The 15,043-nt window shown below is 37.4% G+C and carries 9 protein-coding genes and 1 pseudogene; 4 read left to right on the top strand and 6 right to left on the bottom strand.

Annotated elements, in window-relative coordinates; translation table 11 throughout:
• Position 1: 1 nt before the first annotated feature.
• Entirely contained in the window at positions 2 to 487 is a 486-nt protein-coding gene (locus tag CYJ36_RS10390) for a hypothetical protein (RefSeq protein ID WP_142382700.1), read from the bottom strand.
• 138 nt (positions 488 to 625) lie between these two features.
• On the opposite strand from CYJ36_RS10390, the pseudogene CYJ36_RS24640 reads away from it, so the two are divergent.
• The 4 genes and pseudogenes from CYJ36_RS24640 to CYJ36_RS10370 all read left to right on the top strand — a co-directional run.
• Positions 626 to 1,136: pseudogene (locus CYJ36_RS24640) on the top strand (YqeB family protein); the annotation flags it as partial.
• Positions 1,114 to 2,283 carry a DUF418 domain-containing protein gene (locus CYJ36_RS10380; RefSeq protein ID WP_101567207.1) on the top strand — a complete coding sequence of 390 codons (1,170 nt, stop codon included), beginning with the start codon at positions 1,114 to 1,116 and terminating at the stop codon, positions 2,281 to 2,283. The pseudogene CYJ36_RS24640 and the gene CYJ36_RS10380, both read left to right, overlap by 23 nt.
• A 496-nt stretch (positions 2,284 to 2,779) precedes the next feature.
• Positions 2,780 to 3,406 carry a hypothetical protein gene (locus tag CYJ36_RS10375; protein ID WP_101567206.1) on the top strand — a complete coding sequence of 209 codons (627 nt, stop codon included), beginning with the start codon at positions 2,780 to 2,782 and terminating at the stop codon, positions 3,404 to 3,406.
• 586 nt (positions 3,407 to 3,992) lie between these two features.
• On the top strand, positions 3,993 to 7,700 hold the full coding sequence (locus tag CYJ36_RS10370) for a polysaccharide deacetylase family protein (protein WP_101567205.1): 3,708 nt from the start codon (positions 3,993 to 3,995) through the stop codon (positions 7,698 to 7,700).
• A 102-nt stretch (positions 7,701 to 7,802) separates the two neighbouring features.
• On the opposite strand, the gene CYJ36_RS10365 is transcribed toward CYJ36_RS10370, so the two are convergent.
• The 5 genes from CYJ36_RS10365 to CYJ36_RS10345 all read right to left on the bottom strand — a co-directional run bounded on the left by CYJ36_RS10365 (position 7,803) and on the right by CYJ36_RS10345 (position 14,973).
• Positions 7,803 to 8,462: a hypothetical protein gene (locus CYJ36_RS10365; RefSeq protein WP_101567204.1), complete on the bottom strand. Its 660-nt coding sequence runs from the start codon at positions 8,460 to 8,462 to the stop codon at positions 7,803 to 7,805.
• A 645-nt stretch (positions 8,463 to 9,107) separates the two neighbouring features.
• A complete protein-coding gene (locus tag CYJ36_RS24060) occupies positions 9,108 to 9,296 on the bottom strand; it encodes a hypothetical protein (protein ID WP_219621083.1) in 189 nt (62 codons plus the stop codon).
• A gap of 67 nt (positions 9,297 to 9,363) precedes the next feature.
• Positions 9,364 to 9,678 carry a hypothetical protein gene (locus CYJ36_RS10355; protein ID WP_101567203.1) on the bottom strand — a complete coding sequence of 105 codons (315 nt, stop codon included), beginning with the start codon at positions 9,676 to 9,678 and terminating at the stop codon, positions 9,364 to 9,366.
• 258 nt (positions 9,679 to 9,936) lie between these two features.
• Positions 9,937 to 11,160, bottom strand: a complete 1,224-nt coding sequence (locus tag CYJ36_RS10350) for a TerD family protein (RefSeq protein ID WP_101567202.1) — start codon at positions 11,158 to 11,160, stop codon at positions 9,937 to 9,939.
• A 69-nt stretch (positions 11,161 to 11,229) separates the two neighbouring features.
• Positions 11,230 to 14,973, bottom strand: a complete 3,744-nt coding sequence (locus tag CYJ36_RS10345; RefSeq protein WP_257962447.1) for an AAA domain-containing protein — start codon at positions 14,971 to 14,973, stop codon at positions 11,230 to 11,232.
• Between the last annotated feature and the right edge of the window lie 70 nt (positions 14,974 to 15,043).

Here is a 15,043-nt window from a genome sequence, read left to right as displayed (position 1 = left end):
TTTAATGGTCTAACAATGTCTTCGAACCAATTCTGGTTTTGGGCAGTAAAAAGACCATAAATGGAGTTTTCCCATAGAAAAACATCTTTTCCGTAGGATAAATTTGTTCTATTCCCTTTATCATATTATCATTATTTGCTTTATTAATAGCAGAGGTGGAAGTTAATTTATAATGAGGATGAATCACACATTTTACAGAATGTGATAAACAAATATCGGCAAGAATCCTTGTAGATAAATGAAAGAAAAAATAATCTTCTTTCCGTTCGTGGGAAATATCTAAATATCTTTCATTGTATTTTGAAGGGTGATGTAAATATACATCACAACCTTGGTTTGTAAGCATTGAAATGGTATTTTCTAATTGTTTTCTTTTGTCTCTAAATAAATCGTCCTCATTTAAATGCAGTTCAATAATATCTGGCTTATATCGTAAGCGGTCATACAATTGTTCCGGAGAGTACGAACATTTTAAACCTAACTTCAACAAAACATATCACCACTTTCAAATAAAATGTCATTATAAGAAATGAATAGTTGTTTCCATTATAGCAAAATTGCAAATATAATTTTCTAAATTTAAAGTAAACTTTTGGTACGAAACTTTTGCTGCTTGAATTAATTTGAGCTTTTAATTTCTATTAATCCTTTTTGGCTATCAGTAATTTTTATGTTTATTGGCGTCATTGTTGGAATTCTATTATCTTTAACCATTTATAGTGAAGCTTTAAAGATGAGAATTACATCAGAAAGCATTTATATTAGTAAGGATGACCAAGAAAAACAAATAACAAGGTCTCATGCAAAAGCCGTTTTTGCAGACATGCGTCAAGTAGTCGTCATGGATCAAGCAGATCGAGAATAGTTACGTGAAACATCTGATATTAGCCCAAGTAGAATTAAAGATACTTTTTTAATGCACAGCTTCCCATGGGTGGAACAAGATCCTTATAAACAGGAATATAGCCTATGGAAAGTAGAGGATGAGCGATTCAGTTCAAGTGTAAATACTATTTTGTATGAAAGACGAAATGCAATTCGGGAAAAAAATACTAAAAAAGCGAAGCATTTACGAGCTAGGGGTATTTGTAAAAGAACAAGGAGAAGATCAGTATGTCCGTTCCCTTAAACAATAAAACAGCAGAAAGAAAAAAACGTGCCGTTTCATTAGATCTAGCAAGAGGTGCCATGCTACTACTCATTGCACTCGCACATGCCCCACTGTATTTGTACACCTCTGAACCTGGGATTATGCAAAGGGCGGAAAGCATAAGCTTCTTTGATCAAGTCGTGAACCTTTTTGGCATGTTCTTTATTGATAATCGGGCAAGAGCGATGTTTGCAGTATTATTAGGGTATGGTTTCGTACTGTCATTTGAAAGTCAAATCTCTAAAGGAAAAAGAGAAAGAGATGCCTTAAAAACAATACGACGACGTTCTTGGTATTTGATTCTATTTGGGATCATGTTAGCGGTCTTCATTGGCGGTCAAGATATTCTAATGGCATACGGTGTAGCCGGGCTTCTCGTTAGCTGGCTATTAACACGTGAGATCAAAGCACTAATACGAACGTTTACGATTATCACTTTAATCTATTGTCTTTTTACTCCTATAATATGGGGCTTCAACATGCAAGAAATCGGAAGTTATGGTTTTGCTCCAGAGGTTTCAGCCACAGACACATACCTAAGCACAACGATGTTAACCCTGATTTCTTTTCCTATAATTCCGATCATGATTCATTTTATGTTTCCTGTTCTTCCTTCCATTTTAGTAGGAATGTGGATTGCTAGATATCAGTTTTTAACAAAACCTGAACAACATTTAAGAACGCTTTATTTCATAACCTTTATAGGATTGACTGTCTCCTTAGTTGGAGCTTTACCTTTATCCTTTTTAGGGAGCTTATGGTACCCTAGTTTCTTTATAGCAGGTTTAATATCCGGACTCCATATGTTAACAGGAATCGCTGGAGGATTAGCCTATGCGACAATTTTTGGAATAATTGGGGCAAGGTTAAAAAAGCCAGGGCGCATTAGCCATTCTTTAATGGCTTTAGGGAAACGTTCTTTAACATTCTATGTTTGGAATGAGGCCATGCTCGTTCTATTCCTATCACCAGTAGCACTTGATTTAGGAGGACATGTGAGTAACGGTATAGCTGCTATGATTGCAGTGGGGATTTGGACCCTTTCTGTCGTTTTGGCGACTTTATTGGAAAAAAATAATCTGAATGGTCCATTGGAAATGTTATTGAGGCGATTGGTATATAAAAATAAATAAACCAAATGACAACCGAGTAATTTTTGGAGTACCTCGGTTGTCTTTTGGTTTTAAAAGCATCTATAAAAAAACTCAAAAAAAATAATCTTCATCTTAAGTGGGAATTTGTCCAAAATTCTGGTTAATAAAATAGCTGCCTTGTCATATCTTCTTTTGTATTCTGGATGAGGACATCCATACAGCTTGGTATAATAAAAACCTCATTTTCTTATGATACGGTTCACCGAACAAAACATAATAACATGGTTAATTTTGAACACAAAGTATTCATATCTAAATAGCATTTTCCCTAACATTGACTTCATTCAAAAAGCTTATTTTAGATAGCTAATGATGAATTACTTATGTCCTCTTCAGATAAATTAAATAAATTTATTAAATTTAGATAAAATTATTAATTTTTGTTTTATAAAGCCCCTATATTATGAAATCTACCTGTTATGTCCAAACTCAATTTTTTCTTTTTCATATACTACTAAAAAAAGGGGGTGAGAAAGTGAGTAATAATGAGCATAGCTCTTTACGTAAAGATAAAGCAAAAATAGAATCGGCACACCAAGAGTGTATTGACCGTGCTTATCGTATTCCCATATTTTTAAGTACGACAACTCATTTAAATGACAACCAACAACGGTTTCTAAACCGTCTAATTTTAGAAATTGAGAATGCTTTGCTTTTTCCGCGTACATTACCTTTAAGCGAAAGTTATCCCGAATCCATTTTAACTGATATTCGTAGGTTAGTTTCATCAAGCTATGGAATGTTGGCAGTAAACCTTCGTCGTTTTAAAATTCAAACAGTTGACGTTAATGCAGGACCCCTTCCACCATCCACTCCGTTCTGGGTAGGATCGGTTTATTCACAAGTAGAACCTTCAATGGCATTTCAATTTGGTCTACCCTTATTATTAGTAAGGGAAGAAGATACTGACGCAAATAATGGAATTTGGGCAGGAGGAATTGCCCCACTCAACCTATTTATAGTTTGGCATTCTGAAACTCAAACTGTTGATCAATTCTTTAACACTCCTGAATGGAGATCAGCCTTTGCAAATTGGAGTGCACAAGTAAGAAATGCTTTTTATATTCAGACAGAGCCTGAGTTCAAGTACAGATGTGAATGATAAACTGGTACTTTACCATCAAGTCGAAAATATACAAGGTTTTGTTCACCTTTATATATTTTCGACTTATTCACATAAAAACAAATATTTCCATTTGGTTACAAGGTATTTGTGCTTTATTCAGAGGAATTATCAGGAACTCATACTATTAACACCTCATTCACTATTATACTACTGTTATTTATTCCAACCTGTTCTGATTCGGATGGAAAAATAAAAAGGCCCCCAATAAATGGCGCTTTTGATAGATTACTTTTTCCTCTTAGTTTTAGAAGATAGTATGAAAAAGGATAGTGCATTTTTATATGCACCGTTTCTTTTCATATTTACACCTCACCCTTTTACATAAAAACCTCTAATCATAATTAATTACCATTTAAAATTAAAAATATTTATCGGTCTACCCCCAAAATCTTAAAATAGCTATCTAAGATTTTGTTGTTATTCATTTTTTGTCGAAAGTCCGTTGGAAATGCGACGTTTAGGATAAATACTGTTAATATTTATAAGATTTTAATTGTATAAAATCAATTTATTAAAAATAGTTATACATTTTTCGACACTACACCTATGAGGAGGAATCTATGTGAATCGAGTTTTTAGGTGGATTGTCAGATCATTGTTTGCACCTGTCACTGGAAATGCAGGAGCGGTTGCGAGCACACTTGGTTTTTTTCTGGCCTTTTTACCTTTAGATAGTTTAAGAATTCCATTATTACTTGCTTTTTCACTTTTGTTTCGTCTTAATATCATCGCCTTATTCCTTGGAACGTTGATTACTATTTTTATTCCTAATATTCGTGATTTACCCCTTCTAGATTTACTTGAAATGGAAGATTACTGGCTATTTTCTGACCTCAAAACTAAAATACAATCTTCAAAAATCCTTGTATCAGGGGCCTTTGGAGGCTTGATTGGCCTTGTCTGCTACTTTTTCTTCCACTGGTTTTACAATTTAGGTGTGAAAAAAAGGGAGCGAAATCAAGAACATGTTTTCATTGATCCTTCAAAAAGACGCTGGTCCATTATTAAAAGAATGGGTATAGGCTTTGCTGGATTAATTGTTTTAGTTTCAACTTTTTTTATTGAAAGTCTTAATACTAACCCAGTATTCACAGAACTGCAATTGTACAATAAGAGCAAAGTAGAGAGCGGGATTGAGCCGATTAATACAAGTTTCAATGAAGAAGAGCTTGCTTCGCAGGTTCAAAAATCGAACCCTTCCCCTCCTATACAAAATAGTATGGGGCGATTGAACCGAAAACAAATTGATAGCAAACAAGAAGTTTATGGTTTTTATGTCAATTGGGATAAAAACAGTAAAGCGTCTTTCAATAAAAATATAGATTCTATTACAACATTAGTGCCCGAGTGGATGCAGCTAACGCCTGACCTTACCCTTAAAACAAGCATTGACAGGTCTATTGTTACAGAGGCAAAAGCACATGATATTATGATTCTTCCTTTAGTTAGCAATTTTAACAAAAATAAGTGGGATGGCGATATACTGCATCGGTTATTTACTACTCCCGGTGCTGAAGACCGTTTTATTAAAAATATGCTGTCTTATGTGAGAATGAATGACTTTGACGGGATTAATATAGATTTTGAAGATATCAATCCAAATGACAGAGATCATTTCACTCGATTCATGGATAAAGTTGATAAAGCATTTCATCAACATGGCTTTATGGTCACAATGGATGTCCCGCCGAATAACAATAGTTTTGACTATGAAGCTTTAGCAAAAAGCACAGACCGAATGATTGTCATGCTATATGACCAGCACCACTCCATGAGTAACCCTGGACCTGTAGCTCCAAATGATTGGGTGAAAGAGAGTTTAAACCAACTCAATATTCCTTCCGAAAAATTGATTGTGAGTTTAGGAAGCTACGGTTACGATTGGGAAGAAAACTCCAGCAAGCCCGCAGTTGACATGACGTTCCGGGATATCTTGAAATTGGGCAGTGGAACCAATCTCAAAATCCATTGGAATAAGGAAACAGGCAACCCTTATTTACGATACAAGAAAAACGGAAAAAACCATATTGTTTGGTTTTTAGATGCTGCTACATTTTATAATCAAATGAAGTTGGCAATAGATAGCGGCTCAAGAGGAATAGCGCTTTGGCGTCTCGGTTCGGAAGACCCTTCTATCTGGAAATACATTAACAAACCAGAGGATATCCTTAATCCATCCAATGCCCTTAAAACCGTGGAAAGTCCTGAATCTGGCCTCTATACAGGTGCCGGGGAGATTTTAAAAGTTACTCCATCCGAAAAAGGCGAAAGAACGATTCAATTGGATTCAAATGGGTTGGTAATAACTGAAACCTATGATAAATTACCAAAGCCTTTTGAGATGGCCCGGTATGGAAAATCCCAAAAGAAGGAAGTTGTCCTTACCTTTGATGACGGTCCAGATCCAACCTATACACCACAAATATTGGACATTTTGGACAAAAATCATATTAAAGGGACCTTCTTTATTGTTGGAGAGAATGCTTTGATGCATCCAGAATTGGTTAAAAGGATAAATAAGGAAGGCCATGAAATAGGCAACCATACATTTACCCATCCTGATATTTCGTCCATTACGCCATCTCGCTTGAGAATGGAACTAAATGCAAATCAACGTCTATTTCAAGAAATTACAGGCCATTCGATGACCCTCTTCCGCCCGCCTTATGTGTCGGATACGGAACTGGGTAAAAAGAGCCAACAGGTGCCTATATTGCAAGCACAGGAAATGGGTTATACCATGGTTGATAAATCGATTGACTCTGGCGATTGGCAAAAACTTTCTAGTAATGAAATTGTCAATCGGGTATTGGATCAGCTGCCAGAAGGAAATGTGATTTTGCTGCACGATGCTGGTGGTGACCGTTCTAACACTGTAAAAGCCCTGCCTATAATTATTAAAGAACTTAAAAATCGCGGCTACACATTTACCACCATTGCTGATCTAATTGAAAAAAGTAAAAGTCAGGTTATGCCCTCTGCTGATCAGAACAGCCCTTATTCGGTCTATGACAAGGCTGTATTCAAGGTCATGCAAGGCTGGCAATTGGGAATAAGCTTCCTGTTCTACTCAGCTATCCTTTTAGGAATCTTGCGGCTGGCTATCTTCATTTTCCTTTCTAGAAAACAGGTAAAAAGGTATAAAGAGACCCAGATCGACCCTAGCTTTACACCTTTTGTCAGTGTCGTTATTGCTGCCTATAACGAGGAAAAAGTAATTTGCAAAACAGTTAATTCTATTTTATCCAGCGATTACCCCGCCTTCGAGATACTGATTATCGACGATGGATCAAAGGATCATACTGCTGTTATGGTTCAAGAAACATATGCAAACCATCCACTCGTCAGATTAATTAAAAAAACGAATGGAGGAAAATCTTCCGCTGTTAATCTTGGCATTAAAGAAGCAAAAGGGGAAATTGTGGTTACACTTGATGCTGATACTCTCATCGCTAAAAATGCCATCTCATTGCTTGTTAACCATTTTAATAATGAAAATGTTGCTGCTGTTTCGGGTAATGTAAAGGTCGGCAATAGGGGGAACCTCCTCACAAACTGGCAGCATATCGAATATGTAACAGGCTTTAACCTAGAGAGAAGGGCCTTTGCAGCTCTCAATTGCATAACGGTTGTACCAGGTGCGATCGGTGCATGGAGAAAGACGGCGGTAGAAGAAGTTGGATACTTTAAAGAGGATACACTAGCAGAGGATACCGATATCACTCTTACTCTTTTACGCAATGGGAAAAAGATTGAATTTGAAGAAAAGGCTTATGCCTTTACAGAAGTGCCTGAAGATATTAAAAGTTTGGCAAAACAGCGTTACCGATGGGTTTATGGTACGTTACAATGCTTATGGAAACATCGTGAGGCTTTATTCAATAAAAAACATAACTCATTAGGATATATCGCCCTTCCAAACATGTGGCTTTTCCAATATATTTATCAAACAATATCTCCTCTTGCAGATATATTGTTCATTATAGCCCTTTTTAACACACAGCCTGAAATTGCAGTTATTGTGTTTATTCTATTTTACTTGCTGGATTTCTTTACTTCACTATATGCGTTTGGTTTGGAGAAAGAGAGTCCTAAACCACTACATTCATTGTTTCTGCAACGTATCTTGTACAAACAGCTTATGACTTATGTGGTGATAAAATCCATCTTTTCGGCAATAAAGGGAGTAACCGTTGGTTGGAATAAACTAAAACGAAAAGGTAATGTAACTCAGGAAACCTCTATTGTGGAGGTTAAGGAAACTATCTAATGGAAACTTCGCACAGGTCTTTCCCACTTGGGGAAGGCCTTTTTTTATATAATTTAGAACAGAAAAAGGATCACCTTCTTTTGGTGATCCTTTTTGAAAGAATTACATTTCCTTTCCGTTGTTTCCTTTTTGATCCCGAAGACTCGCAGCCTTTTCTTGTACGGCTGTAGAAACTTGTTGTCCACGGTTGGCTGTTGTTGTGGCTGCAGTTGTTGAATTAGTTCCCGTCGGCGTGGGTGCAGTCGTTCTCGTTGGTGCTTTTGGGCTTGTCGCAGGCTTCGTTGGTGCTTTTGGACTTGTCGCAGGTTTTGTTGTTGCCTCAGGCTTTGTGGTTACACTTGTTGTTTTAGTTCCGGTCGCCGTGGATGCAGTTGTTCTCGTTGGTGCTTTTATACCTGTCACAGTTACCTTTTTTACAGCAGGATTTGTTGTAGTACTCTTGCTAATTTTTTCCGTATCCTGTTGAATGTCTGCTATAGCAATATCACTCTTGTCTCTATTTTTAAAAGCATCTTGGGAAGCAGGAATATCATGAGAAATTTTCGTTTGACCGTCTTTCACAATAGATGTTGGCGTTTGATCTTTCACCGTTTTTTCTTCATGGTCAATTACATCCGCTTTTTTTTGGACTCCGGATATAATTAAAGCATTATCTTTTGTTAATCGTTTAGAAGATTCATCGACTAACAACGCGTTGGTGACAGAAAACGTAACAGATCCCGCTAATACCATAGCAAGGGCTCCCTTGGTTAGTTTTTCCATATAATTCCCCTTATGTTTTATGTATGATCGTATTATAAAAATACGATTAATACGAAAAGGATTATGGGGGTAAAATAACGAAATTTTGAAGTCTTTGTATTACTCTATCACTAATTTCCTTCCAATGTCCCTTCCTAATTGATGAACATGAAGAAATATCCAATGCTATAAAGGAAATGGATGGTCAAAAAGACAGAAACTTATGCTGAACCATCTACAGGTTGATCTAGATTTTTGCTTGCACGTATTAAACGATGATAAGTAAAGATAAGTTGCTAGTTTCTTGATTACCATAAAAATAGCCCTTCTGTATTTTATACAGAAGGGCCTTTTTCATAGCAATTACCATGATTTCATCAGCTTGTTTTCCCCCAAAATATCTTCAGCTTGTCCTTTACCGTCTGTTGGCTGTCAATGATCGATTAGCCTAATAGTTACTGGAGAGCATTTATTTCATAGCTACTGGCCAATTTGGAAATGTCGTCTACTGATGGTGTGGTACCATTGTTGCAACACCATCAAATTCAAAAACTGCTGTTGCAATGTAGTAGCAAGACGCTTTGCCTTGGCTGCTAAAAACCTCATTTACTTGTGATACGGTTCACCGTGATGTATCTAAATGAGGTTTTAAATTGTTTTCTTCATTTAAATTTCACTCATAGAATCAATAACAACTTGGTGTATATGGTCTACAATTTCGTCTATAGGAAATTTCTTCGTATCTAACGCAAACTTGTCAACTAAATACGGGTTATACTGTCGAACTTCTTCAATTGTTACCTCGTACCATATCGGCAGAATAATTACTCTCTTCTCATTTATCTCTCGATTCAAGAAGCTTTTAAATTCATAGTCAGACCAACCACTTTTAATGAAGTTTGGAGGGGGAACTAATTTTAGACTACTTTTTTAGAAAGTAAAATAATTGTACATCTTCTGATTGAAAAAACCCTATTCTAAGACAAGAAACTGACCCAATTGTAATTTCTTCGATATATTCTAACCCTAGTTTACTCTGAGTTAAGGCTTCAAGTTCCTTCGGTTCTTCAACTATCACTATTGTTTGATGGTTTTCTAACTGAAACTCTTTTATACATTCACCATTACTATGGTATTCATAAAGGCTGTAAAACTCGGATTTTAAATAATCTAAGAACTCATCCGAAAGTTCAGCTGTAAGGCTTTTAAAATCTTCCAAACACTGTATTATTTTCATTATCGATAGCACCTATTTGGTTTTTGGAAGCAACTGGACGGTTCCTGTGCTTCTGTGCTTCAAGAAGGGCATCCGGAGTTGGGTGGGGAAAAGAAAGTTTTGGCTGAAGCTGGGACGGTTGTGTAAAAGGATCGTTGTATTTGTTGAAAATATAACATTCCTTGGCAATAACGGCTTATCTAACTTCCCATCTAGAATAAGCAAAAAGCGGACTTACCTGTATACTGGGTAAGTCCGCTTTTTTAAGATGTTTCTACTTTATTTGTAATCATTTATCGGACCTGCATCCATTACTACTTCTACCATATTAGATGGTCCCATCCTAAGTTTAGGCCTATACTCTGAGTTCGGGAAACTATACAGCTCCAGCGGACTAATGATCACTCCATCCGGCTTGTTATGAAGGATTCCCGGCACACAGGTATAGATCCGGTCGTTGTCATTGGCATGTTTGGCGGAGATCGTAACGGAGGTTCCATTATGATTATCGATGCTCATCGACACCTTGTATCTGTAGAATGAACCCGTTCCGTTAGACTGGGCAGAGTAAACGACAGGCACGACTGCTAGGATATCGTTAGTTAACCTTAATTTAATCACTTCTGTCTTCGTTGACCGGTTATCCCTCCCGACATCTCCCATATGTTCCACTGCTCCGTTGGCAAACCTTCTGAGCGGAGGTGTTCCGCCTGCCCCAAACATCGCTACATCGATCTGCTTGCCATCCTTCGTATAGACTAACGCATAGATATCATAATCAGTTCCAGTCTTCCAGGACACCGTAGCCGTAATTTCCGGTGTTTTTTCAATGATCACCGGCTTTTGCCCTTTTTCGAGATTGATCTTACCCTTTACCTTTTCAAGGATGATCTTATTTTCAGGAACAGGCGGAGCCTTTTCAGGTTCTTTGAAGGGCTGCTTTTGAACCGGTTTCGGTTCGGATGGCTTAGTTCCTTCTTCCGGTTCCACTTCCACACCGTAATTCTTACATAAACCCTCAAGCCCGGAATCAAAACCGCGCCAGATGGATTTTGCCTTTGTCTGGCCATTCCTCACATATAACTCTAAAACCACAATCCCATTTTCCTTTGAAAAATTGGAGGGAGTTAACTCGATCACCGTATCACCCGAGCCTAACTGGGCTTTTAAATTCCTTACATTCGAAAACCCCGTGTGGTTATCCTCTGTGAGAGTAATGGCTATTTTGCTTATCCCAGCAGGCGCTTTGCTCATATCAAAGCGAAGGTTATGTACGACCGTATTCCCCGCATTCTCAGACGGCAACAGAGCTGCAACACCAGAAGGGCTCTCCGGCTGATTATAAAAAATAATCCCGCTGTCCCCTTGTACTTTATCTGAATCAGTTAAAAGGAATGCAGTTAAAGAAATATCTATCAAATTAGACCGATCATAGCTCACCGTCACATATCCTTTTGGGGAACTTAACACTGTATTTCCACCCATTTGCAGCATTGGGTTCATTTGAAACCACTCCCTGTTTTTCTATTAAACTACCGCCTAATCAATACAACGTAAATAAGGACACAGTTACTAAACCTTCAAGGTACTCTTTTTTGCTTCTTTTTGAACAAGCTCTTTTATTTTCTGATCAATCCGCTCAATTTCATTGGATGGGTTCTTCCACCAGTTCCTGCTCCAAATTCTTTCTATTTTCCAGCCTCTTGCCTCCAAATACCTTTGACGATAAACGTCACGTTCCCTCGCACTGGGGGAACTGTGGTACATTGCCCCATCACATTCAACCCCAAGAATGTATTTGGAACGATCATTTGGATGAACGACGGCCATATCAATTCGATAGCCTGACATTCCAACTTGCGTAGTAACTTGATATCCTAAACTACGAAGCTGTTGATATACTTGCTCTTCAAATGGAGAATCAAAATGAAGGCTTTGTTGTACAGCATGTGTGCTTACTGCTTCGTTGACTTCTTGAATAACTGCTTGGATGCCTTCTATCTTTCTTTCAGAAACGGCTTTTGCATACTTTAAATAAGATTTTAAAAGCTTTGGTCCTCGTTCTGTGGAGTTGGCTACATTTAAGTCTTCTGGCTCAATACTGGAAACTACAATAATCCCTTCTTTAGCACGTGTAACCGCAACATTTAATCGGTTTTCTCCGCCTCTTTGGTTGAGTGACCCAAACCGATTGTATACTTTGCCTTCTTCGTTTTTGGCATAGCCTATGGAAAAGATAATAATATCTCGTTCATCACCTTGTACGTTTTCAATATTTTTTACAAATAACCGTTCATCTAGTTCACGAGACATTAATTCATTATAAAGAGTTCTAAATTCTTCATCTTCTGCAGCTACTTGATCAATCACATCTAGTATTTTGGATTGCTGTTTCGCGTTAAAGGTAATGATTCCTAATGTTTTACCAGACTGTTTTTGGAGCATATGTTTTAACTGCGTAACGACTTCCAATGCTTCTATCTCGTTTGATTGGTTGAGCCATCTGCCATCTGCCTTTTTCCAGACTATTGCAGGTGGTTCTTTAAATGGCGTAACGTTTGGAGCAATTTGAACATAACCGTTATAGAAAGCATGATTTGAAAAATTAATTAGCTCTTCATATTTAGAGCGGTAATGCCATTGTAGAATCTTTTCTGGAAACCGTCGTTTCGCTAGATTTAACAAGCTAACAGATTCATCCGTGTCAAATTTCGCTTCTTCCTCATCTTCTTCATCTGCGTATCCTGCTCGAAACATATTGGAAGGGGGCAGCTGCTTTTCATCTCCGGCTACAACTATCTGTTTACCTCGGTAAACAGAAGGCATCCCGCTTTCCACTGTTAACTGAGAGGCTTCATCAAAGATAACGACGTCGAATAATCCCTCGGATAAAGGAAAAATAGAGGACACCATTTCTGGAGAGGACAGCCAAACCGGCAAAATATCAACCAGCCCCTTATCCGCGAAGTCATTAACTAGTTTGCGGAGAGGCCAGATCATTCTCTTTTTCCCTGTCTGGTGTTTTAACTCTTTTGTCGACTTGCCTTGAGCATGTTGAACAGTCTTTACTTTATTTGTTAGCTCATGTACTAAATATTCTGCAGCTACTTGTCGTTTTTCTTCTAATAGATTTGCAAACGATTCGCGTATTCTTCCAAACTCATTTGTAGAAATTTTCTGCACATCTGGATATTTTGCCTCGATTTGATCAATCCAGTGAATATATGCTGAATTCTTAAGAATATCAACCCAAAATTCAGACAAAGACTTCTCTGTATTAGAATCTTTTTTCTGCAGGGCATTGATCACAATCTTCACATCATCATGTGCTAGTTTCCAAAATAAATCCATTAATTTCAGATCATCGAAATCACGATGAATATATTCTAAATAAAGATCCAATTCTTTTAATGGAACGTCTCCTTCTGCAACACGGTCTTGTAATTTTTTCACCTGTTCCTCTTGCATAAATGTAGATAAGGAACTTATTTCGTCTGCCATAGCTTTCGTTAAATTCCCTAAATCATGCATAATCTTCAAGGACTGTTTTATCTTTATCCACTCTGTGGAACTCGTTCCTTTAAACTTTTCACCGCTCATAATTTCTTCGATGATTGATTTTCCTGTAATCGTTGTCCACCAGAAAATTCGAAGCCCTTGGAGTGTACGCTTTTGATTTTCATCTAGATCGGGATAGATTTTATCTAACCGATGCTGCACTTCCCATGTGTAAGCAGGTGTAATCTTTTCGATATCCAGCTCTTTAATATAATCTGCAGCTTGTTTTGCTTTATGAATTAGTCCTTCTAACGTTTCAATCGCTTCTAATTTCGCTTTCATATCGAATGCCGCAAAACTCTTTCGATGACGTAATGGATACATTTCTTGTCCGAATCGTTCGTACCACTCTCCATATTTGTACACAGCGTCTGTCATATCCCGTAAAGAGTCTCTCGTTAGACGATTTAGTACACTGTTTAAGGAAATAATTTTATTCGTATCAGTTACTGGATTTGAAAAACCATAAAGTTCATATAATTTAAATCCATGCGGCTGCGTTTCATAAAGTGCTTTAGCAATTATATTTAGTAATATTTCTTGATTATTTAAACGGGAAGTAACTGCGATCAGTTTTTCTACAGTTTCCGCAAACTGTACTTCGTTTTGTTCTAATACAGTTGAAATCTTTTGATAAAGTAGTTTGCGATCGACTTTTTCATCATGTACCAGAGCAACATGGTCATTAAGCCCCAAACCGCTCAACCGTTGATAAACAACATCTAATGCAGCACGCTTTTGACAAACAACCAGTATCTTTTTCTTCCGATGGAGCGCATCCGTGATAAGATTGACAATAACCTGAGATTTTCCTGTTCCTGGGGGTCCGTGAACGACCAATCCCTTTTGATAAAGAGCTTCTCGCATAATTTCTTCTTGAGAACCGTCTGTTTGTAATAGGTTTAATACGTCCTCTTTTTTACTAGCTTCTTCAATTTCCTCCATTCCATTAGTTAGCACACCTGCTTCAATGGAAAGATCAACTTCTGAACGAATCATCTCTCCTACTAAGGAAAGTGAACTAGTTTCAGAAAGGGTAATTAATTCATCGTAATCACGAACGATGGAAGAGCCGCCTTGTGGAAAATCACCAATAACCGCATTTTCCAGCAGTGTAAGATTGGCTAGTTCGGGAATATCTTGTGCCTTATATTCGGTTAACCTGCCTAAGCCGGTCTCGTTAAATTGAACATTCAACTGATGTTTTTCAAGAAAACCCTTTATTTTAACAAAGTCCATCGAGCTTGCAATGGATACCGCCTCTTCAAAAATTTCCTCTGAGAAGCCTAATTTGTTTAATTTTTTCAATGCTAAAAAGAGTGTCCTATTTAACTGAGGACCACCTTCCTCAATTTGCAGGACCCATCTTTGCCGTGCGATATTATCTTTTTCCAATCGAATAGGGTACAAGAAAAGCGGGGCTTGAATAAAGGTTCCATCTAGAAGAGTACCTGAGAGAAAGGGATATCCTAAATAGAAGTCATGCACACCAGTTTCATCTTCCATGGCTTTGATTTGACGATACAAATCAGTTAGTTTTTTTGATAAAACCATAGATTTTTCGTCATCTAGAGACGGATTCAATAAGGTAATCTTGCCTTTTGTTTTCTGTTGAGCTATTTTGCTTACAATAGATTGTGCATCTTCATTATCCTCAGTGCTATTTAGCGCTACCATGTCAAAGCTCCATTTTTGATAGATCTTCAACAAGCGAATAGAACGATTGCGTTTATTTATATTGTTTAGCTTATCTCGCATGTGGATTAGATGAGCTTTCATTTGTATCACTTCTTTCGTTGATGCTGTATATTGTGCTGCTCTGCTATTG

Source organism: Bacillus sp. UMB0893, from assembly GCF_002858905.1.
GTDB lineage: Bacteria > Bacillota > Bacilli > Bacillales > Bacillaceae > Bacillus_P.
The sequence above is the reverse complement of the archived record's forward strand: the minus strand, read 5'-3'. Positions and strand labels throughout refer to the sequence as shown.

Coding starts and splice junctions, on each gene's coding strand:
- CYJ36_RS10355 (WP_101567203.1), bottom strand. CDS start 9,678: ATGAAAATAATACAGTGTTTGGAAGATTTTAAAAGCCTTACAGCTGAA.
- CYJ36_RS10345 (WP_257962447.1), bottom strand. CDS start 14,973: ATGCGAGATAAGCTAAACAATATAAATAAACGCAATCGTTCTATTCGC.
- CYJ36_RS10365 (WP_101567204.1), bottom strand. CDS start 8,462: ATGGAAAAACTAACCAAGGGAGCCCTTGCTATGGTATTAGCGGGATCT.
- CYJ36_RS10380 (WP_101567207.1), top strand. CDS start 1,114: ATGTCCGTTCCCTTAAACAATAAAACAGCAGAAAGAAAAAAACGTGCC.
- CYJ36_RS10350 (WP_101567202.1), bottom strand. CDS start 11,160: ATGAACCCAATGCTGCAAATGGGTGGAAATACAGTGTTAAGTTCCCCA.